This window comes from uncultured Gemella sp., assembly GCF_963525875.1.
Classification (GTDB): Bacteria; Bacillota; Bacilli; order Staphylococcales; family Gemellaceae; genus Gemella.
Genome location: NZ_CAURMG010000029.1, coordinates 1 through 20,005, shown reverse-complemented (window position 1 = coordinate 20,005; position 20,005 = coordinate 1). Strand labels below are relative to the sequence as shown.

Sequence of the window (20,005 nt, the reverse complement as noted above, 5' to 3'; positions counted from 1 at the left end):
AAGCAAAGCGAAACTAATCGATCCAAGTAAGACTGGAGAAGAAGCAGAAGTAACATCATTAGAAGTTCCAAACCAAGGAACATACACAATTGATGACAATGGTGTCGTAACGTTCACACCACTTCCAACATTCAAAGGGGAAGCGATAGAAGTATCTATTGTTCGTAAAGATAAAAATGGAACACCAGCAACAGCGAAATACAAACCAACTGTTGTAGGAGTAACACCATCAGCAACTGAAGCATCAACTACAAAAGTACAAGGTGCAACACAAGAAGTAACAGTAAGCTTCACACCAGGAAAAGCAACAATTGGAACTGAAGAAAAAACAGTCCCAATGGATCCAAATGCTTACAAACTATTAGGTGGACAAGAAGGTAAAACACCATTAGATACAGTTCCAGCAATGTCAGAAGATGGAACAAAACAAGTGGGTACTTATACGATTAAAGTCGTAGATGGACAACCAGTTGTAACATTTACACCAACTGATAAAGCTTATGCTGGAAAACTAAAACCAGTAACTGTTCAAGGTAAAGATACAAATGGTTCAGAAGCAACTACAACGTATACACCAGTAATTACACCAATCACACCAACATCAGAAAATGGAACATCAAGTGGACCACAAGGTGTTGAACAAACAGGACGTGTAACATTCAATCCAGGTAAAGAACCAGGAACAGAAAACACACCTGTAGAAATTGACAAATCGAAGATGACTCTATTAGGAACTGATGGAACAACACCAGTAGAATCATTGGAAGTAAGTAAAGATGGTAAAGTAATTGGTACTTATACACTTGTTAAAGATCCAAATGGCCTACCAACTGGAGAAGTGAAATTCACTCCAACAGATAAATCATATGTAGGAGAAGTTCCACCAGCAACAGTACAAGTAAAAGACGCAAATGGAACACCAGCTAAAGCAACTTACACGCCAACATTAACGAAAGTAACACCAACAGGAAAAGATACAACATCAACAGGACTTCAAGGAAAAGTACAAACAGGAACACCAGTGTTCACACCAGGAACTCCTGAAGTACCAATGGATGATGAGTCACCTGCAACATTCGATAATGGTCAAATCAGTAAGACAGTTGATAAAGTTGGAACATTTACAGTAGCTAAAGACGGAACAGTAACCTTTACACCTGATAAAGACTTCGTTGGTGAAGCACCAGAAGTAACGGTTAAACGTGTCGATAAGAACGGAACAGCTGTAACAGCGAAGTACAAAGCAATAGTAGCTAAAGTATTACCAACTGGTGAAAGCTCAGAAACACAAGGGGCAAAAGGAAAACCACAAACATCAACAGTTGTCTTTGATAAGAAAGATGAAGATAAAGCTACAGTAAACTTCAACAAAGGTGATGAAACAGTAGCATTAAATCCATCAACATTAACATTAGTGGATAAAAATGGAAAAGCAGCTACAGAAGTAAAAGTTCCAGGTGAAGGAACATATACATTAGCGAATAATGTTATTACATTCACACCAGAAAAAGACTTTGCTGGAAAAGCTACTGGAGTAACAGTACAAATTAAAGATATTAATGGTACTCCATTAGAAAAAACTTATACACCAACAGTTCGTCCAGTTACAACATTTGTAGATCCAGCAGGTAACGTTATCACAGTTGATAAGAACAATAAACCTGTTGAAGGTGAAGTAGATGGCTCTAAACAACCAACGAAAGATATCTATGGATATAAATTTGTTCGTACAGAAACTGATAATAAAGGCAATACAAAACATATTTATGAACAAGCTGAAGGTAAATCAGTTAAAGTAACTTATGTATCAACTACTGGTGAAACATTAAGTGATTCACAAACAGTAGAAACAAAAGATAAGTTCATTGGAACAGATTACGATGCATCGATTGAAGCATTGAAACTTGAACGTATTGAAAAAGACGGAAAAGTATATCTGTTGAAAGAAAGAAAAACTGATTCAGCTTCTGAAAATGGTAAATTAAGTGATCAAGAACAAACAGTTACTTATGTATACGAAGAAGTACAAGAACCAGCTTCAAATCAAAAATATGGTAATGTGGTTGTTGTCTATAAAGATAAATTTGGACGTCCAATTTCAGGTACTACTGAATCTGGTAAAGAAGTTACAAGCACAGTAATTGATACACCAAACTCTCCAATAGCGACTAAATATGATACGACTGATCATAAACCTCAAATGATTACGACAAAAGATGGTAAGAAATACAAACTAATTAAAGTATTGAAATCATCAGATGCAGAAAAATCAGGGGTTAAAGCTAGAACTTCGGTCATTACGTATGTTTATGAACCATTAGATAATACAACGGAATATCCTGAAGCACATATCGGATTAGTCTTAGTAAACTATTTAGATGAAGAAGGTAACCCAATTTCTGGTAAAACACCAGAAGGTAAAGTTGTTCCAAATATGGTAGTTGATACTGAAGCAGACTTAGTTGGTAAAGATTACGATACAACGGATCACAAAGTTTCAACGATTATTGTAGAAAACGGTGATGTATATGAACTTCTAAAAGTATCAGAAACATCCGTTGAAAAAGGTAAACTTACTGAAGGTACAACAAATGTTAATTATATTTACCATAAAGTAGTGACAACATTTGTTGACGAAAATGGTAAAGAAATTAAATCACCAGAAAAAGGAAGAACGGATAAGAAAGATATTCCTGAATATACTTTCAAAGAAACGAAGAAAGATGCAAATGGTAATACAGTACATGTGTATGCTAAGAAATCTACACCTACTCCAGAACAAAGTAAAGTAACAATCTGGACAGATGAAAATGGAAATCCAATTAAAGTAGAAAAAGGAATAAAAGGACATGGAACAGTTCCAGGATATGAATTCGATAGAACGACAACGGATGAGAATGGAAACACAGTACATATCTTTAGAAAATCTACATCAACGATTTCAGTACCAACAAACTCATCAGAAGAAAAAGTTACATCTAAAGTTCAAACAAAACGTTTAGCAAATACTGGAACAACAGAAACAAATACTGGAGTAGCCGGATTAGGTTTAGCTATACTTGGTGGTTTACTAGCTGCAACAAAACGTCGTAAAGATAAATAGTTGCAATTAAAAAGCAAAAAAATTAGACGATAGAAATATCGTCTAATTTTTTTTGATCAATAAGAAAATAAGTGTCCAATAACAAGGTATATTAAATAAGAGCCCTTCGCCTAGTGCGGAGAGCTCTTTCTTTATCTACAAGTTTTTTGAATATTGGAAAATAAGCCTCTAAAACGTAAGTGTCTATAAATACAAGGTATCTATAATACAAATGTAAAATCCTTTAAAACACTATTAATTTTTTCGATTTTTAATTTTCATTATTCATTACAATTATTTATAATTTTTTGATTTTCTCTAACTTTTTTTCTGCGTTTTTTCCATGTATTTGCAGAGAAGAATACTATTAATGGCATCAACTCTAAACGACCTAATAACATTGATACCGATAATACTATTTTTGTAAAGTAAGGTATTTGAGAAAAATTACTCATAGGCCCGTAGTGATTAAATGCGGGTCCTGCATTACTGATAGAAGTAACAGTCAAAGAAATAGCATCTTCGAAATCGTTTATTTGGAATGTTACTAAAAATAAAATTATAACATATACGAAACCAAAAAGTAGTAGATAGTTAGAAAGTGGAGTAGTATCTTTAATAACTTTTCCATCTATTTTGAACATCGTTATTTTTCTAGGATTTAGAGCCTTTCCGATACTTTGTTTAGCATTTTTGACGAAGAAAATTAGTCTAGGTATTTTTATTCCCCCAGCTGTTCCCCCTGTACAACCACCAACTATCATTAATATTAAAATTATCATTTTAGAAAATACAGGCCAAATATTAAAATCATTATAGGTAAAACCAGTAGTAGAGACAACTGATGAAACTGTGAAAAATACATCAAGTAAACTATGATTTGGAGTATCATAAGATCGATATATGTCAAGGAACATTATAACAGAAAGAATAGAAATCATTCTAAAAAACCAACGTAATTCTTCACTTTTTAGAACTTTAAAGTATCTTTTAAATACGATAAAATATATTAAACTTAAATTCATTGAGAAAATAAGCATAAAAATAGCTATAATAACTGTTATATATGTACTATTATAATATGCAATTCCTGAATTTTTCACTCCAAAACCACCTGTACCAGCAGTTGAAAATGCTAGATTAATACTATCAAATATACCTATTCCTCCTAAAAGTAGAAGACAAAATAGAATAATGGTAAGTGCAATGTAGATTCCATAAAGGTAAATGGCTGTTTGTTTCATAGATGAGACAACTTTACCAAAATAAGGGCCAGGTACTTCAGCTTTAGCAATATGTATAGTGTGAGGTGAGCGAGGTAAGATTGCTAATGCAAAAACGATAACCCCCATACCACCGATAAAGTGAGTAAAACTTCTCCAAAAGAGTAAACTATTATTTAATTTTTCTACATCTTCTAGTATTGTTGAACCAGTTGTAGTAAATCCACTAACTGTTTCAAAGAAACTATCAATATAATTAGGAATTTCTCCAGAAAGATAAAAAGGAAGGGCACCTAAGAGTGAAAATATTACCCAAGTTAATGTCACAATAACATATCCTTCTCTTTTATAAAAATCACGTTCTTCAACATCTTTAGTTATTAAATATAGTGTGAATGATAACACAAAACATATTAAAATAGTACTGAAGAAAGAATTAGTAACGTAGTTAGGTTCTTTGTAAATAATTGATACTATAGTTGGTAGAATCAATAATCCAGCCAAAAACATTAACATTTTTCCTAGTACGTGAAAAATCATTTTAAAATTCATATGTTACCTCCCAACAAGAATATCATCGATATGTTCAAGCTTTTGTTGGTAATTAACAACTACAACATTATCGTTTACTTTTATTTCATCATCCCCGTTTGGGAAGATTTGTTTATTGTTTCTAATAATAAATGCAATTAACGTATTATTATTTATATTAAGATCTTTTAATTTAGTACCAATAACTCTAGAGTGATCGCTAGTTATCTTAAACTCAATAACTTCAGCTTTACTGTTAGCAATACGATAGAAGTTTTCTATATCAGAAGCACGACTACCTTGTAATGATTTTGTATATTTTTTTATTATATTTCCAACGATTTCTTTAGGTGTTATATAAGAATATTGACCTATATCTTCAGCAATTTGCTTTAGTGAAGCACGATTAACTTTTGCTACAGTTTTTTTGATACCGAGTTTATCAGCATATAGGTTTATAATAATATTTTCTTCATCTAATCCTGTAAGAGATATACAACTATCAAAAGTTTGGATACCTTCTTCTATTAAGGTATCACGGTCACTACCATCAGCCCAAATAACATCAATTTCCGGGTAAGTTTCACTAAGAGTTATCGCTTTGTCTTTATCAATTTCTATAACTTTCGTATAGAATGATGCTTTTTGTAAAAAATCAACAAGATAATATGTTATCTTACTAGCTCCAATGATTAGAGAAGATGTTATTTTTTTCTCAAGATTATCTTTATTACCTAAAAGTTTATAGAATTTTTTTAAGTTTTTATTAGAAGCAGTAATATGTATCTTATCTCCTATTTCGAATACATAGTTACCACGTGGTACAAAAACATTACCATGACGTTCTACTAAACAAACTAGAGAAGGAAAATCAATATAATTTTTACTTTCAATAAGAGAAACTCCCTTTAGAATACTGTTATTATCAATAATTACCTCTAATATATTAAACTTATTATTAGAAAAACTTTCTACCTTAATAGCGGTAGGATATTTTAACATATAGAATATTTGTTTAGCAGCTTCGTATTCAGGGTTAACCATAAGATCGATACCTAATGACTGCTTTATGAATTCTTTTGTTTTAGAATATTCAGGATTACGTATCCTTGCTATAGTGTACTTAGCTCCGATTTGTTTCGCTGCTATACATGCAATCATATTGATTTCATCACTTGTAGTAACAGAAATGAACATATCTGCATTAGCAGCATCAGCTTCTAGTAAAATATCAGAATTTGCACCATTTCCAATTAAACCGTTAATATCGTATATTTCCACAAGTTTTTCTACTCGTCTTTCATTTGTATCGATAATTGTTACTTCATCAAATGTGTTAGAAAAATCAGCACAAAGAAGTTCGCCAACTTTACCACCACCGACTATAATTACTTTCACATCTATGCTCCTTTTTTTAGTGATATTCATATTATAACCTAAATTTGTGTAAAATGCTATACGTGTTGTTTTACAGTATTTAGTTGAAAGTAAATAATTGTATTATATTGTTATAAAATAAAAAAATTCTTTAAATTATATAATTATATTATAGAAATTGTAATATGTTAATTTAATATTTAACTATAAATTGTATTAAAATAGTAATTGTAATTTTATATATTTTGAAAAAATATAAAGTATAGAAGCTATGTAAATAATAAAATATTAGAGTGATTATTTAGTTTAACTTCCTATAATACAATAAATATTAAATGAAGCTATGTAAAAAAGCTACATTGTATGTTATAATTAATGTTGGGAAATTATCTATTGATTTTATTCCTAATGGTAAATTGAGAAAGAGGAGGAGCAAGATGGCGAAATTATCTAAAAAGGATATAGACTATATTTTTGATAATATTGATATAGTTAGTCTAGTTAGCGAATATGTAAAACTAGAAAAAAGAGGACAAAATTACTTAGGATTATGTCCGTTCCATAACGAGAAAACTCCATCATTTACTGTTTCTCCAGAAAAAAGAATAGCCCATTGTTTTGGATGTGGTAAAGGTGGCAATATATTCCAATTTTTATCACTGATTGAAAATATTACTTATAATCAGGCAATCGTAAAGCTCGGCACGAGACTAGGACTAGATATAGAGTCAAATATTAATTTAGAAGCTGGTTACGATTTAAATAATGAGCTTGATTTGATGTATTATGGGCATATGTTGTTGGCAGATTACTATAATTATATTCTTTTAAATACGAAAGAAGCTGAGGTTGCTTTAAAGTATTTGTTAGATAGGGGATTAAGTATTGATGTTATTAAACATTTCAATATAGGATATGCGCCACGAGAGAATAATATTGCTCTAAACTTTTTCAATTCGAATCAAATTGCTTTAAATACAATGGTAGAAGCTGGATTATTAGGAAAAAATGACAATGGAGATTATTATGACGTTTTTAAAGACAGAATAATGTTCCCAATAAAAAATAATCAGAATCAAGTTGTAGCATTTTCAGGGAGGACTATGTCTTTAGATAAAAGTGTCCCTAAATACTATAATACGCATGAAACAAAAATTTTTGAAAAAAGAACAGTCTTATATAATTTCTCAGATGCTCGTTCATTTATTGCTAAAGAAAATGAAGTAATACTTTGTGAAGGGTATATGGATGTAATTAAAGCTCATCAAAATGGTATAAAAAATGCTGTTGCATTGATGGGAACTAATATAGACAGTAATAAATTAAATGAAATTCTATCGCTTGTTAGTAAAGTCACGTTGAGTCTAGATAATGACGAAGCAGGTTCTAAAGCACAGATAGAAATAGGTAATAGAATTATCCAAAAAACGGATAATGTCTATAAGTTGAAATTTTCAGGTGCAAAAGATTTAGATGAGTTTTTAACGGATAAAAATTCTAAAAATCCAGATTTTGATATTGTTAGTTATATAAAAAATAATAAAGATCACTTTATAAACTATAAAATTGACTATTGTAAAAATGATTCGAAGACAAATATAGAACAGCGTATTAGTTATAAAAATGAAATTTTAACTAATATTGCGTATATTGAAGATGAATCATTAAAATACATATTACTTACTAATTTGGCAGAGGAGTTCGGAATCGAACGTCAAGTTCTTCTTAAAGAATTAGGTCAAGTGAATGTGAAAAGAAAAAAGGCAGCTGAACTATGGGTAGCACCAGCTAATACAGAAAAGTTGTTTAGAACAACCAATTATGACAAAAAAGTGTGTAGATTATTCAAATACTTTTTTGTCAATAGGGCATTGTTTGTAGAAAAATACAATGAATTAGAGAAATGCTATTTTCCTCAAGAAATTTTTGAGAATTTATTGGATTATTTAGTTATTTATTATAATAATAATCTAGAATTTCATATACATAAATTTATTCATAGTATAGAGGATGAAGAAATTGTTAGACTTGCAACATATATTGATGAAACTGATTTTTTAATTGAAGAAAATCCGACGAGTGAAGTTGTAAGTGATTATATAAAGTATTTTTCTAGAAAAGAAATTACATTAGAAGAAATAAAAAATAGACTGAGAGTTGCTATTCAAGAAATGGATATTGAAACTCAAAAAGAACTATTATTGCAGTTGAAAAATTATAAGAAATAGAGGAGAAGAACATGGCTAAGAAAGTAAAAGATTTTGAGACAATAAAAAAAGAATTGTTAGAAAAAGGTAAAAAACAAGGTGAGCTGACACAAGAAGAAATTGTAGATGCATTATCAAAATTAGACATTTCTTCTGAAGCGATGGATGATTTTTATGAGGAATTAAATAATGAGGACATTATTTTAATTAATGAAAATCATGTAGAGGAAGAGGAAGAAGAACTTGACTTAGAAGATTTATCAGTTCCAGCAGGAATCAGAACTAATGACCCTGTGAGAATGTACTTAAAAGAAATTGGTAAAGTGCCGCTATTATCAAAAGAAAAAGAATTAGAACTTTCTAAGATTATCGAAACTGGTACTGAAGCTGAAAAAGAACAGGCTAAAAAAGATTTAGCAGAAGCAAACTTACGTCTTGTAGTAAGTATTGCAAAACGTTATGTTGGACGTGGTATGTTATTCCTAGATTTAATTCAAGAAGGAAATATGGGATTAATCAAAGCGGTAGAAAAATTCGACTACTCTAAAGGATTTAAATTCTCTACATATGCAACTTGGTGGATTCGTCAAGCCATTACTCGTGCTATAGCGGATCAGGCGAGAACCATTCGTATTCCTGTTCATATGGTAGAGACTATCAATCGACTAATTCGTATTCAAAGACAATTACTACAAGATTTAGGACGCGAACCTAAACCTGAAGAAATTGCTAAGAAAATGAATATGACTCCAGAAAAAGTACGTGAAATCTTAAAAATAGCTCAAGAGCCTGTTTCATTAGAAACACCAATTGGTGAGGAGGATGATTCACATTTAGGAGATTTCATTGAAGATAAAGAAGCACAATCTCCAGTAGAACATGCAGCAAACGAATTACTAAAAGAACAACTAGAAGAAATTTTAGAAACGCTTACTGATCGTGAAGAAAATGTATTAAAATTACGTTTTGGTCTTAAAGATGGTAAAACTCATACTTTAGAAGAAGTTGGTAGTGCGTTTGGTGTAACTCGTGAACGTATTCGTCAAATTGAAGCAAAAGCTATTAGAAAATTAAAACACCCATCGAAGTTAAATAAATTAAAAGGGTTTATGGAGTAACCTCTATAAATGCTGGTGTAATAAATTTTATAAGAAGTGTAAAATGAAAAGTTAATATGAAAACTTATAGACCAAGTGGTTTATTGATATTAAAATGTGTTTTCTAAAAGCTTTTTAGATATATAGTAACCTTAGTGGGAGTGACTTAACAAAATTGATTTCTTCGAAATCATGATTTTTGAGTCACTCCCATTTTTTGTTTCTTAGTTGACTTTTGGCTAATTTGTAAATTTAATATATATTTAGTTATGAATATATATTAAATAAGATAGTTTTTTATTTACATATTATAGAATATATATAAAGTAAATATTAATATAATAAGGTAAACATAATTTTGTTATATAACATAAAAAGATAAATATAAGAAAATATATAATTGTAAATCAAAGTAGTTTATTTTCAATAATAAAAATTGATTGATTTTAAAATGTTGTTATTATACAATAAAAATGAAGATTAAAATAAAAGTTCAAGGAGGAAATTATTATGGAGAAAGTAGAAAAAATGAAACATCCTAAAGGTCTTCATCTTGTGAATATAACTACCGTTATACAAAACTTTTATGCATATGGTATAATTGGATTTATGATTCTGTTCTTTACAACAGGAACAGCTGAAGGAGGGCTAGGGCTTGAAAAAGGTTTCGCTGTAACATTATATGGATATTATGCTGCTGCCGGGTATATGATGGCACTTATTGGTGGTTGGTTAGCAGATAAATATTTAGGTCTTCAAAAATCTATTATATTGGGAACAGTATTTAGTTGTATCGGGTATGTTGCTTTGTATTTTTCAACTAGTGAATTATGGACGGTAATTACAAGTTTAATTCTGTTACTTGTTGCAGCTGGTATTGGTAAAGGTAACATCAGTGCGATAGTAGGTGCATTGTATGAGCGTGACCAAGTAACGATGAAAGATGCAGCTTACAGCATCTTCTATATGGCTATTAATATCGGGAGTTTATTTGGACCTATTGTGTTTGGTTTAATTACAGATAGTTGGTTCGCTAATGTAGCTAATGATGGGAAAATTGTTTCTTATGGATATCGTGTAGGGTTCTTAGCTGCTGCAGCACTTGCATTTTTACAATTTGTAGTATTTGCATTCTTTGCACCTGTTTGGTTGAAAGATAAAGGAAAATATCCAACAGCGAGCAAAACTGCTAAAAAATCTGTTAACCATCCATTAACTAAAATTGATATGGACAGAATGAAAGCTATGGCAGTAATGTTTATATTTTCAACATTATTCTGGGCAGCTTGGTTCCAAACACAAACATCATTTACAATCTTAACTCAAAAATCTGTAGATAGAAATATTTTTGGTTGGACTGTTCCAACACCATGGTTAGTATCATTTAACGGTCTATTATGTGCAATCTTAGCTCCAGTTTTCGGTGCATTATGGGTTAAATTAAGTAAAACAAAACGAGGAGACTTGGATACTGGTACGAAAATGGGACTTGGAATGATTATTTCAGGGCTTGCTTTTATAGTAATGGTATTAGGGTTGAACACAATTAATGGTGATGTAGAAAGTGGAATGAAAATTAACATAGTATATATCTTAGTTACATATGTATTATTAACGGTTGGAGAATTGTTCCTTTCTCCGATAGGTATGGCGATGTTTAACAAACTTGCACCAGCTAAATATGCTTCAATTGCAATGGGAATTTGGTACTTAACATTCTCACTGGCAAATATAATTTCTGGATATTTAGCGAAGTTAACAGTACAATTAAATTATACACAAGTGTTTACATTTATCGGCGGAGTAGTAATTGTACTAGGAGTGGTTTTAGTTCTACTTAAAGGATACTTAAATAAATATATGCATATTGATAAATTAGAAGAAGAAGCTAAAGCGATGGCTGAAACTGAAAAAATAGAAGAAGCTGCAGAGTAAGAAATTCAAATAAAAATCAAGGTAGAAATGATATACATACATTTCAGTGGTTTATCCAATGAAAGAATACATATCATTATGAATACCTTGATTTTATTATTTTTTTTAAAATTTTGTATTACGTGTATTATTAATTAATAGTGTATAAAAATATCACCATGTTCATTTGCTGGTTTGAATAATGTTATTATAAATGTAAAGAAAGCTATTATTGATGGTATAAAAGTCCAACAAAATAAAAGGCACATTATTCCTTTAAAGTTTTTTCCAATATAAAAGTATTGAATACCAATATGACCTAAAAAGAAAGTGATAATAAGAAAAACTACTTTATTAACATATCTTCCAGGAATATAACCTCGGTTCATGTTTGGATCGTAATAATATTTAGTCGTGAAATGTCCTCCATTTAGGAATTATTTAAGGATAATACTAACACAAAATATAATAGTATTCAATAGATAGCTAGGAAATAATTTTCAAGTTTTGTTGATTAAATAATACATAAAGAAAAAGTACTTAACCAAATGAAATAGTTAAGTACTTTTTAGTATTTATCTTTTTGTTTTTAGATTTTCTTTCCAATCTTGAAGACCATTTTTTAACATGTATACATTAGTATAACCGTGCTTTTTAAGAGTTAATGCAGCACGAGGTGCTAAAGTTCCGTTTTTATCACAAAGATAAATCGGTTGATCTTTTCTTAAAGATGTATATAGGAAATTAAATTGAGATGAAGGCATATTACGAGCTCCATTGATATGAGCGTATTTAAAATCTTCTTTTTCTCTAACATCAATTAATTGAACTTTTCTAAGGTCTTTTCTAAATTCTTCATAAGGAAGTTTTGTAACTGCACCTTTTAATCTAAAGTAATTAAAAAGTCCAACTGCTCCTAAAACAACCACTAAAACTATTGTTGATAGTAAAAATGATGACATAATGAACTCCTTTATATTGTAATATCTGTAAATGAATTATATCATAATTTGAAAATTTCTTCAACATTGATTATAATTATATATGAATACTAAAAGTACAAAATTAATTTATTGGAGATAAAATGATTACATCAGCAACTAATAAGAAAATTAAAGATATACAAAAATTAAAAGAAAATAAAAATATAAAAAAATATGGATTATATTTGATTGAAGGGAAGCACCTAGTAGAAGAAGCTATTGAAGCTAAAGTAGTAGAAGAAATTATTATCTCTGAAAATTTTGAAGAATTTTCTTTGATAGAAGCTTTTAGAGGAGAAATAACCAAAGTTTCAAATAGTGTTATGAAAAACATATCTGATACTATTACATCACAAGGGATAATAGCTATATGTAAAGTAGTAAATAAAGAACTAGAAATTAATAAATATAGTAAAGTTTTGATATTGGATAGGATTCAAGATCCTGGTAACTTGGGAACTATTATTAGAACAGCAGATGCATTTGATTTTGATTGTATAATACTTGGGAAGGGAACAACTAGCTTATATGGACAAAAAGTTATAAGAAGTACGCAAGGGAGTAACTTCCATATTGATTGTTTTGATAATGTTGAATTGGTAAAATTATTAGATGAAATGAGTGAATTTAATATTTTTGCAACAAGTTTGAAAGCAGATAAATATATAGAGCAATTAAATAATATTAGTGGAAAAGTTGCGGTAGTATTCGGAAACGAAGGCTCAGGTGTTAGTGAAGATATTTTAGAAAAGGTAAATAATTTACTTAAGATATCAATGCCAGGCCGAGCGGAGAGTTTGAATGTTTCTATTGCAGCTGGAATTGTTATGCATTATATTTCCACTAATTTGAAATAATAAATTTACTATTTATAGTAAGTGTGGTATTATTGTTAATGTGAAAATAATAAGAGAGGTGAAATCTAATGTTAAAAACTCTAGCAGTAGATAAAAAAGGAAATATTCTTACAGAAGTAAGTTTAGAAAGACTTAAAGAGCAAGATATAGCATGGTATTGGGTTGATTTTGATAGTCCGACTCGAAGTGAAATTAATTTGCTATCAACATTCTTCAAGTTCCATGAACTTTTAATTGAAGACTGTTTAACTCTTTTACAAAGACCAAAAATTGAAATAACAAGACAACAAATATTCTTAGTATCGCATGTACTTAAAAATATTGATGATGATTATGAGACATTGAATATGTTTGTTGGAAAAAATTATATTGTAACGTTCCACCTCTCACACATACGTTATGTAAATAAAATAATTCCTAAAGTCCTTCAACGTGGTGCAGAATATTCACCTTTACATGTAATGCACATGCTTGTATCAGAAATAGTCGAAGGATATATGCCGATTATCTCAAAAATTGAAAATCGTTTAGATGAAATTGAAGAGTCTGATTCATATACAGCGGGAAGTAAGATTATGGATGAGGTTTTTGATCTTCGAAGTGACTTGTTAAAACTTCGTAGAGGATTATTACCGATGCGTGAGCTTATTCATAGGTTTTTAGTATCGCGTAGAGTGGAAATGACAGATAATGATCGAAAATATTTCCATGATATTTATGATGATCTTGTTCAACAAACAGAAATAATCGAAGCAAACCGTGAGTTAGCTAGTGATATCCGTGAAAATTTTATGACATATAACTCATTGAAATCAAATAATATTATGATGACACTAACCGTTATTTCTACAATTTTCTTACCGTTGACCTTCATAGTAGGGTGGTATGGTATGAACTTCAAGTATATGCCAGAATTAGAGTGGCAATATGGTTACTACATAGTTGTAGCTATAATGTTGGGTATCGCATTCGGTATGTTATGGTTCTTCAAGAAAAAAGGTTGGCTTGATATGTTTAAATAACATAATCATTATGGTATAGAAATGAGTATTTTTAAATTAATGATTTTATTTTTTATGATATTACTTGCGAATTTTTCGATGATACGTATTGATTTTGGGAAATTCTTCAAGAGAAATAGTACAAGAGAAATCAAAGTTTTTGTAATGTTAATTTCTTTTGCACTAGGGTATCTTGGATATATGACAATTATTACAATTTATGAGTTGTCTTTGAATTTAGTAAAATAATTTTAAGAAGGGGAATTGTATGGGAAAAGATTTGGATAAACAGAAAGATGAAACTAAATTAGAAGCGTCACGTGAAGATAAACTACTAGCGTTTATTGGTGGAAAATTTATTATTTATATATTATTAATAGTTATTTTGTTAGGTATAGCAATTTATCTATATACGGAAATTTCTTATATCTTCACACCGATAAGCACAATAGTATCAAGTATAATAACACCTATAATAGTTGCTTATGTATTCTATTATATGCTGAATCCGCTAGTTAACTTTTTTTCTAAAAAAGTATCTAGATTTTCGGCGAGTTTATTAGCGATTTTAGTAGGTATAATTACAATTTTAATTGTTATTATTGGTGTTGTTCCAATAATTGTTGAACAAACACAAAATTTGATAACAGCATTACCGAGATATATTGAAATAGTAAAAGGTTATTTGGAAACATATTCTGATAATGCTTATGTTCAAGTTGTTGTAGAATATGTGAATACAAACTTAAATGTATCGAAAATAAGTGAAAGATTAGTTAGCATAGCAACATCTATTGCACAAGGAATAGTATCTTCGATTTCCTCTACTGCATCAGTATTAGTAACAATGCCGTTTGTGCTTTTCTTCTTATTAAAAGATGCATCTAAATTTAATAAATTCGTTATAAGTTTATTACCGGCTAAATTAGAAAAATCAGTAGAAGAGACTATTGATGAAATTGATGAAAAAGTTGGATCTTATATCCAAGGGCAAATGTTGGTTTCATTATGTATAGGAGTTATGCTGTTTATTGGTTATAATATAATAGGGCTACACTATGCGTTTTCACTAGCTACAATAGCAGCATTTTTAAGTATAGTTCCTTACTTAGGACCTGTGATAGCTATTACACCTGCTATGTTAGTTGCTGCGTCAACAAGCTGGGTTATGATAGTGAAAATGCTTGTAGTATGGGGAATAGTTCAGTTCTTAGAAGGAAACATTATTTCACCTAATATAATGGGAAGAAGTATGAATATGCATCCTCTTACTGTAATTTTTGTAATATTGATAGGGGTCAATATTTCTGGTGTTGTAGGAGCTATTTTAGGAATTCCTGTATATTCTATTTTGAAGGTTTTAATTGTTAGGTTATTGCTTTCACTGAAGGAAAGATACAATAAATTTTATGGCTAGGAACAAAAAATAAATTTAAATTTTAAATATAATTTTAAGCAACTTTAGGAGCGTAGTTTTGAAAGAAACTATAATTTGAAAGTTGCTTTTTATATATATTTATAGTAATAAAGTTTGAATAAATATTGTTCTAATAATAAAATCACTTTGAAAATATTATATTTTATAGTAGTAAATCAGTTTCAAAACACATGAAAATATGATATAATGATGTAGTTAAATATAAGTAAGTTGAGGTTTGAGAATATGAGTATGATGAAAAAATTCAATAATCTTTTTGTGAATGAAGATGATTTTGAAGATGAAGTAGTAGAAAGAGAAGAAGTTAGAACAGAACAACCAAAACCAAGAGTTGTAAAAAAGGAGAATCCAGTGGTTAATAAACAAAATGTTCAAAGTCAACCAACAGGTAGAACGAATAATGTAATATTAACAGAACCGCTAGTTTTTGCGGATAGTAAGGATATTGTTGATGATATTAAACGTAATAAAGTAGTAATTATTAATCTTAGCAAACTAGATGTTGAAACTTCTGATAGATTATTAGATTTTATTTCTGGAGGGATTTATGCTCTAGGTGCAAGATTAAAAACTATTGGAGAGGATATTTACCTTTGTGTTCCTAATGGAGTTGAAGTATCAGGTGACTTTTACGAGGGAGAGTATTAATATTGCTAAATATAACAGAGTATTATTGGGTATTTAAATATATAAGATATTTATTTAATTTCTATGAATATAGTATCTTTGCTTATATCTTAAGTTCATGGATTCCACAAATAAAAAATAACATTATAGGAGAATTTCTTGAGGCAATTTGTGAGCCATATTTGAAGTTGTTTAGAAAAATTATTCCACCAATTGGAATGCTAGATATTTCACCGGTTGTTGCTCTTATAGTGTTAAGCTTGTTACAAAATTTCATCGTAACTTTATTATTTAAAACAGTATAGATTTATGAAGAAAATAAATTTTTTACAGCAAGCATCTATGGAAGAAAGAGAAGTAGTGGAAAAATTACTTCAGAGTATTAGTTTTGTTGATAATAGAAACACTGTTACTAAATTTCTAACAAGTTTTGAACAAGTTATTTTAGAAAAGATAGTAGCATACAATTATCACGATTTTAGTTTGGAATTTTTTGGTGGATTTAAAGAGGCAGAAAGAAAAAGAGCTAAAATCATTTCTAATGAATATTATGATATTGATTATGATATAGTTTGTTTAAGGGCAAAATTTAACAATAAGTTTAATACAATAGAACATAGAAATATTTTGGGAGCTGTTCATAATCTAGGTATAAACTTTAATAGATTTGGAGATATTATAGTTTTAGAAGATGAGGTATATATTTTTATGGATGAAGAAATTGCAGATTTTGTAGCGATGGAATTCACAAAAGCAGGTAGAGTTAATTTGAATTTTGAAAGAATTAACCTTACCGATATAACAATCGAGAAAAAATATGATGATTTTGAAATAGTAAGTTCTTCTTTTAGAATTGATTCTATCGTTGCTAAAATTACAAATAAGTCACGTAGTAGGGTTAAAGAGTATCTTGAACAAGATTTTATAAAACTTAATCATGTTGTTATAAAAAATGGTGAAAAAAATTGCAGTGTCAGTGATATAATTTCAATAAGAAAATATGGAAGATATGTTATAAAAGATTATAAGCAAAACAAGAAAACTCTAAAATATAGAATAACTATATCTAAATTAGTTTAATTATAAACTTTCAAATAATATCCACTATGAAACGAGTTATTATATTTGTTCTATAGTGGATATTTTCATATTAAAATACGTTTTTAAAAGGTGGTGTATATGTTTGAGGAGTGTATTTCAGGAACAAAAGGTTTTGAAAATGATTTTTCATGTCGCTATTTCATCATTTTTTAATAAAATACGAACATTATACTTTACTATAGGGAAATATGTGGTATACTCATAGTATAAAATATTTTTTAAAAAATAAGAGGTAAGTAAAAAATGAAAAAATTATTTTTAGCTATTTTTTCTGTTGTTTTAGTATTTTCTTTAATAGGTTGTTCACAAAAAAGTTCAACTAAAGAAGAAAAGGTTTTAAAACTTGGGGTAGTTCCTAGTAGTAATAGTGAAAAATTGGTTGATGATCTAGAACCATTTGCTAAAGCTTTAGGAGAAAAACTAGGAATGAAGGTAGAAGTATTTACTGCAAGTAGTTATATTGGTGTTATAGAAGGAATAGGAAGCGGTAGTGTTGATTTTGGTTTAGTTCCACCTTTCTCTGCTGTTCTTTCAAATAAACAAAGTAATACTAAAAATATACTAGTAGGAACAAGTAGAACTGGTAAACCTGGATACTATGCTGAGATTTTTGTAAGAAAAGATTCAAATATTAAAAGTTTATCTGACTTAAAGGGTAAAAAAGTAGCTTTTGTTGATCCATCTTCAGCATCAGGTTATATTTATGCTGGGGCGATATTAAAAGATGCAGGTATTGATTTGGAAAAAGATATACAATACCAATTTAGTGGTGGTCATGATAAAAGTATGCAATTATTGTTAAATAAAGACGTTGATGCAATTGCCAGTTATGAGAATCTAATAAAAAAATATATAAAAGAATTTCCTACGTTAAATGAAGATATACATCCTATTTCAAAAAGCGAATTAATTCCCGGTGTAACAGTAGTTGCCTCTAATAACCTTGATGAAGGAATGAGAAATAAAATAAAACAAGCTTTATTAGAAGTTCAAAAGGATAAAGAAGCACTAAAAATAATAACTGATCTTTATAATATTATTGGTTTTGAAGAACCGGATGAAAACTCATATAAAGCAATTGAAAAAATATCTGAAAAGATGAATATAGATTTAAATAAGGTTAAATAAAGAAACTAGATTGAAAAAAATTTAATTATTTTTAGTAGGAATTAAATAATGAAATCTTAATGAAACGTTGATAATTCGAAATTATTTAACTTTATATAAAGTTAAATTTAAAAATAAGATAAATTCCTAAAGTAACTTCCTATCCAAAAAATAGAAAGCTTTACTTTGGGAGTTTTTTGTAAGGAATCATAATATATAAAGGTATGACAAATAGACCTTTAAATCACTATTTCATGCTTAAATTCCAGTTTATTCTTTGAACTGATATTTAATATGATAACTAATAACTTTTTTATTACTAATTTATGAGCGTCTTCATTTTACTTAAGGAAATAATGTGATATACTTTGATGTATAAAACAAAATATATACAAATATGAGGTAAATAAAATGAAAAAAATATTATTAACTATTTTTTCTTTTTTATTGGTATTTTCTTTAATTGGATGTTCTCAAAAAAGTACAACCAAAGAAGAAAAAGTTTTAAAACTTGGGGTAGTTCCAAGTAGTAATAGTGAAAAGCTAGTAGATGATCTGACGCCATTTGCTAAAGCACTAGGTGATAAACTAGGAATGAAGGTAGAAGTATTTACAGCGAGTAGCTATATAGGGGTTATAGAAGGAATAGGTAGTGGAAGTGTAGACTTTGGTTTAGTTCCTCCCTTTTCAGCAGTCCTTTCTAATAAGCAAAGTAATACAAAAAATCTTCTTGTGGGAAGAAGTACTAGTGGTAAACCTGGTTACTTTGCAGAAGTTTTTGTTAGAAAAGATTCTAATATAAAAAGTATAGCTGACCTAAAAGGTAAGAAAATAGCGTTTGTTGATCCGTCTTCAGCATCTGGTTATATTTATGCGGGAGCAATGATGAAAGAAGCTGGTATTGATTTAGAAAAAGATATTCAGTACCAATTTAGTGGTGGACACGATAAAAGTTTACAATTACTATTAAATAAAGATGTTGATGCTGTTGCAAGTTATGAAAATGTGATTAGAAAATACACTAAAGAATTCCCAACATTAAAAGAGGATATTCATCCAATTGCTAAAAGTGAATTAATCCCAGGAGTAACAGTAGTTGCATCAAATAATCTTGACGAGGAAACTCAAAAGAAAATTAAGCAAGCTTTATTGGAAATTCAAAACGATAAAGAAACTATACAAATTCTAACAAATTTATTTAGTATTACAGGTTTTGAAGAACCAAATAATGATGCATATAAAGCTATTGAGAAAATCTCTGAAAAAATGAATATAGACTTAAATAAAGTTAAATAATAAGGTTAAATATTTAATTATTGTAAACATAATTATTACATAATGAGGCTCTTAAACTTTGAAATATCAAAATTTAAGAGCTTTTTTAAAAATAAAGCTTAGAAAACAGAAAAAAAGTTATACAAAAGTATTGACATTATGTTAATACTTTTGTATAATAAATA

General features: G+C 29.1%; 17 protein-coding genes. 13 read left to right on the top strand and 4 right to left on the bottom strand.

Translation table 11 applies throughout. The features are described from left to right. Positions 1-3,103, top strand: a 3,103-nt coding sequence (locus RWQ73_RS06015) for a MucBP domain-containing protein (protein ID WP_314407304.1), incomplete at its 5' end; no start/stop codon positions are given. Between the two features lie 260 nt (positions 3,104-3,363). Here the strand turns inward: RWQ73_RS06015 and RWQ73_RS06010 are convergent. Next, positions 3,364-4,857: a TrkH family potassium uptake protein gene (locus RWQ73_RS06010; protein WP_314407302.1), complete on the bottom strand. Its 1,494-nt coding sequence runs from the start codon at positions 4,855-4,857 to the stop codon at positions 3,364-3,366. Between the two features lie 3 nt (positions 4,858-4,860). Then, entirely contained in the window at positions 4,861-6,234 is a 1,374-nt protein-coding gene (trkA, locus tag RWQ73_RS06005; RefSeq protein ID WP_314407301.1) for a Trk system potassium transporter TrkA, read from the bottom strand. A 416-nt stretch (positions 6,235-6,650) separates the two neighbouring features. Here trkA and dnaG point away from each other — a divergent pair, with 416 nt between their 5' ends. From dnaG to RWQ73_RS05990, 3 genes are all read left to right on the top strand, one after another. Next, positions 6,651-8,441, top strand: coding sequence for a DNA primase (gene dnaG, locus RWQ73_RS06000; protein ID WP_314407299.1), 1,791 nt, complete (start codon positions 6,651-6,653; stop codon positions 8,439-8,441). A gap of 11 nt (positions 8,442-8,452) precedes the next feature. Beyond that, positions 8,453-9,538 carry an RNA polymerase sigma factor RpoD gene (rpoD, locus tag RWQ73_RS05995; protein ID WP_314084121.1) on the top strand — a complete coding sequence of 362 codons (1,086 nt, stop codon included), beginning with the start codon at positions 8,453-8,455 and terminating at the stop codon, positions 9,536-9,538. Positions 9,539-10,027: 489 nt separating this feature from the next. Beyond that, complete coding sequence (locus RWQ73_RS05990) at positions 10,028-11,452, top strand: peptide MFS transporter (RefSeq protein ID WP_314407297.1); 1,425 nt, start codon at positions 10,028-10,030, stop codon at positions 11,450-11,452. A gap of 134 nt (positions 11,453-11,586) precedes the next feature. Here RWQ73_RS05990 and RWQ73_RS05985 read toward each other — a convergent pair whose 3' ends face one another. Both RWQ73_RS05985 and RWQ73_RS05980 read right to left on the bottom strand, forming a co-directional pair. Next, the gene (locus RWQ73_RS05985) at positions 11,587-11,820 is read right to left on the bottom strand and encodes an NINE protein (RefSeq protein WP_314407295.1); all 234 of its coding nucleotides are present in this window, start codon (positions 11,818-11,820) and stop codon (positions 11,587-11,589) included. 186 nt (positions 11,821-12,006) lie between these two features. Further along, positions 12,007-12,393: a rhodanese-like domain-containing protein gene (locus RWQ73_RS05980; protein ID WP_314084126.1), complete on the bottom strand. Its 387-nt coding sequence runs from the start codon at positions 12,391-12,393 to the stop codon at positions 12,007-12,009. A 122-nt stretch (positions 12,394-12,515) separates the two neighbouring features. On the opposite strand from RWQ73_RS05980, the gene RWQ73_RS05975 reads away from it, so the two are divergent. From RWQ73_RS05975 to RWQ73_RS05935, 9 genes are all read left to right on the top strand, one after another. After that, entirely contained in the window at positions 12,516-13,271 is a 756-nt protein-coding gene (locus tag RWQ73_RS05975; RefSeq protein ID WP_314407294.1) for an RNA methyltransferase, read from the top strand. A 68-nt stretch (positions 13,272-13,339) separates the two neighbouring features. Then, positions 13,340-14,293: a magnesium/cobalt transporter CorA gene (gene corA, locus RWQ73_RS05970; protein WP_314407293.1), complete on the top strand. Its 954-nt coding sequence runs from the start codon at positions 13,340-13,342 to the stop codon at positions 14,291-14,293. 39 nt (positions 14,294-14,332) lie between these two features. Further along, positions 14,333-14,521, top strand: a complete 189-nt coding sequence (locus tag RWQ73_RS05965) for a DUF1146 family protein (RefSeq protein ID WP_314407291.1) — start codon at positions 14,333-14,335, stop codon at positions 14,519-14,521. A gap of 19 nt (positions 14,522-14,540) precedes the next feature. Next, positions 14,541-15,689 (top strand): AI-2E family transporter, encoded by a 1,149-nt coding sequence (locus RWQ73_RS05960; RefSeq protein WP_314407289.1) that lies wholly within the window; start codon positions 14,541-14,543, stop codon positions 15,687-15,689. A 246-nt stretch (positions 15,690-15,935) separates the two neighbouring features. Then, positions 15,936-16,358, top strand: coding sequence for a cell division protein SepF (locus tag RWQ73_RS05955; protein WP_314407287.1), 423 nt, complete (start codon positions 15,936-15,938; stop codon positions 16,356-16,358). Between the two features lie 2 nt (positions 16,359-16,360). Continuing rightward, positions 16,361-16,642, top strand: coding sequence for a YggT family protein (locus RWQ73_RS05950; protein WP_314407285.1), 282 nt, complete (start codon positions 16,361-16,363; stop codon positions 16,640-16,642). A gap of 4 nt (positions 16,643-16,646) precedes the next feature. Beyond that, positions 16,647-17,417: a YlmH/Sll1252 family protein gene (locus RWQ73_RS05945; protein WP_314407283.1), complete on the top strand. Its 771-nt coding sequence runs from the start codon at positions 16,647-16,649 to the stop codon at positions 17,415-17,417. Between the two features lie 264 nt (positions 17,418-17,681). Next, positions 17,682-18,566 (top strand): phosphate/phosphite/phosphonate ABC transporter substrate-binding protein, encoded by an 885-nt coding sequence (locus RWQ73_RS05940; RefSeq protein WP_314407281.1) that lies wholly within the window; start codon positions 17,682-17,684, stop codon positions 18,564-18,566. Between the two features lie 390 nt (positions 18,567-18,956). Beyond that, a complete protein-coding gene (locus tag RWQ73_RS05935; RefSeq protein WP_314084143.1) occupies positions 18,957-19,841 on the top strand; it encodes a phosphate/phosphite/phosphonate ABC transporter substrate-binding protein in 885 nt (294 codons plus the stop codon). Positions 19,842-20,005: the final 164 nt, after the last annotated feature.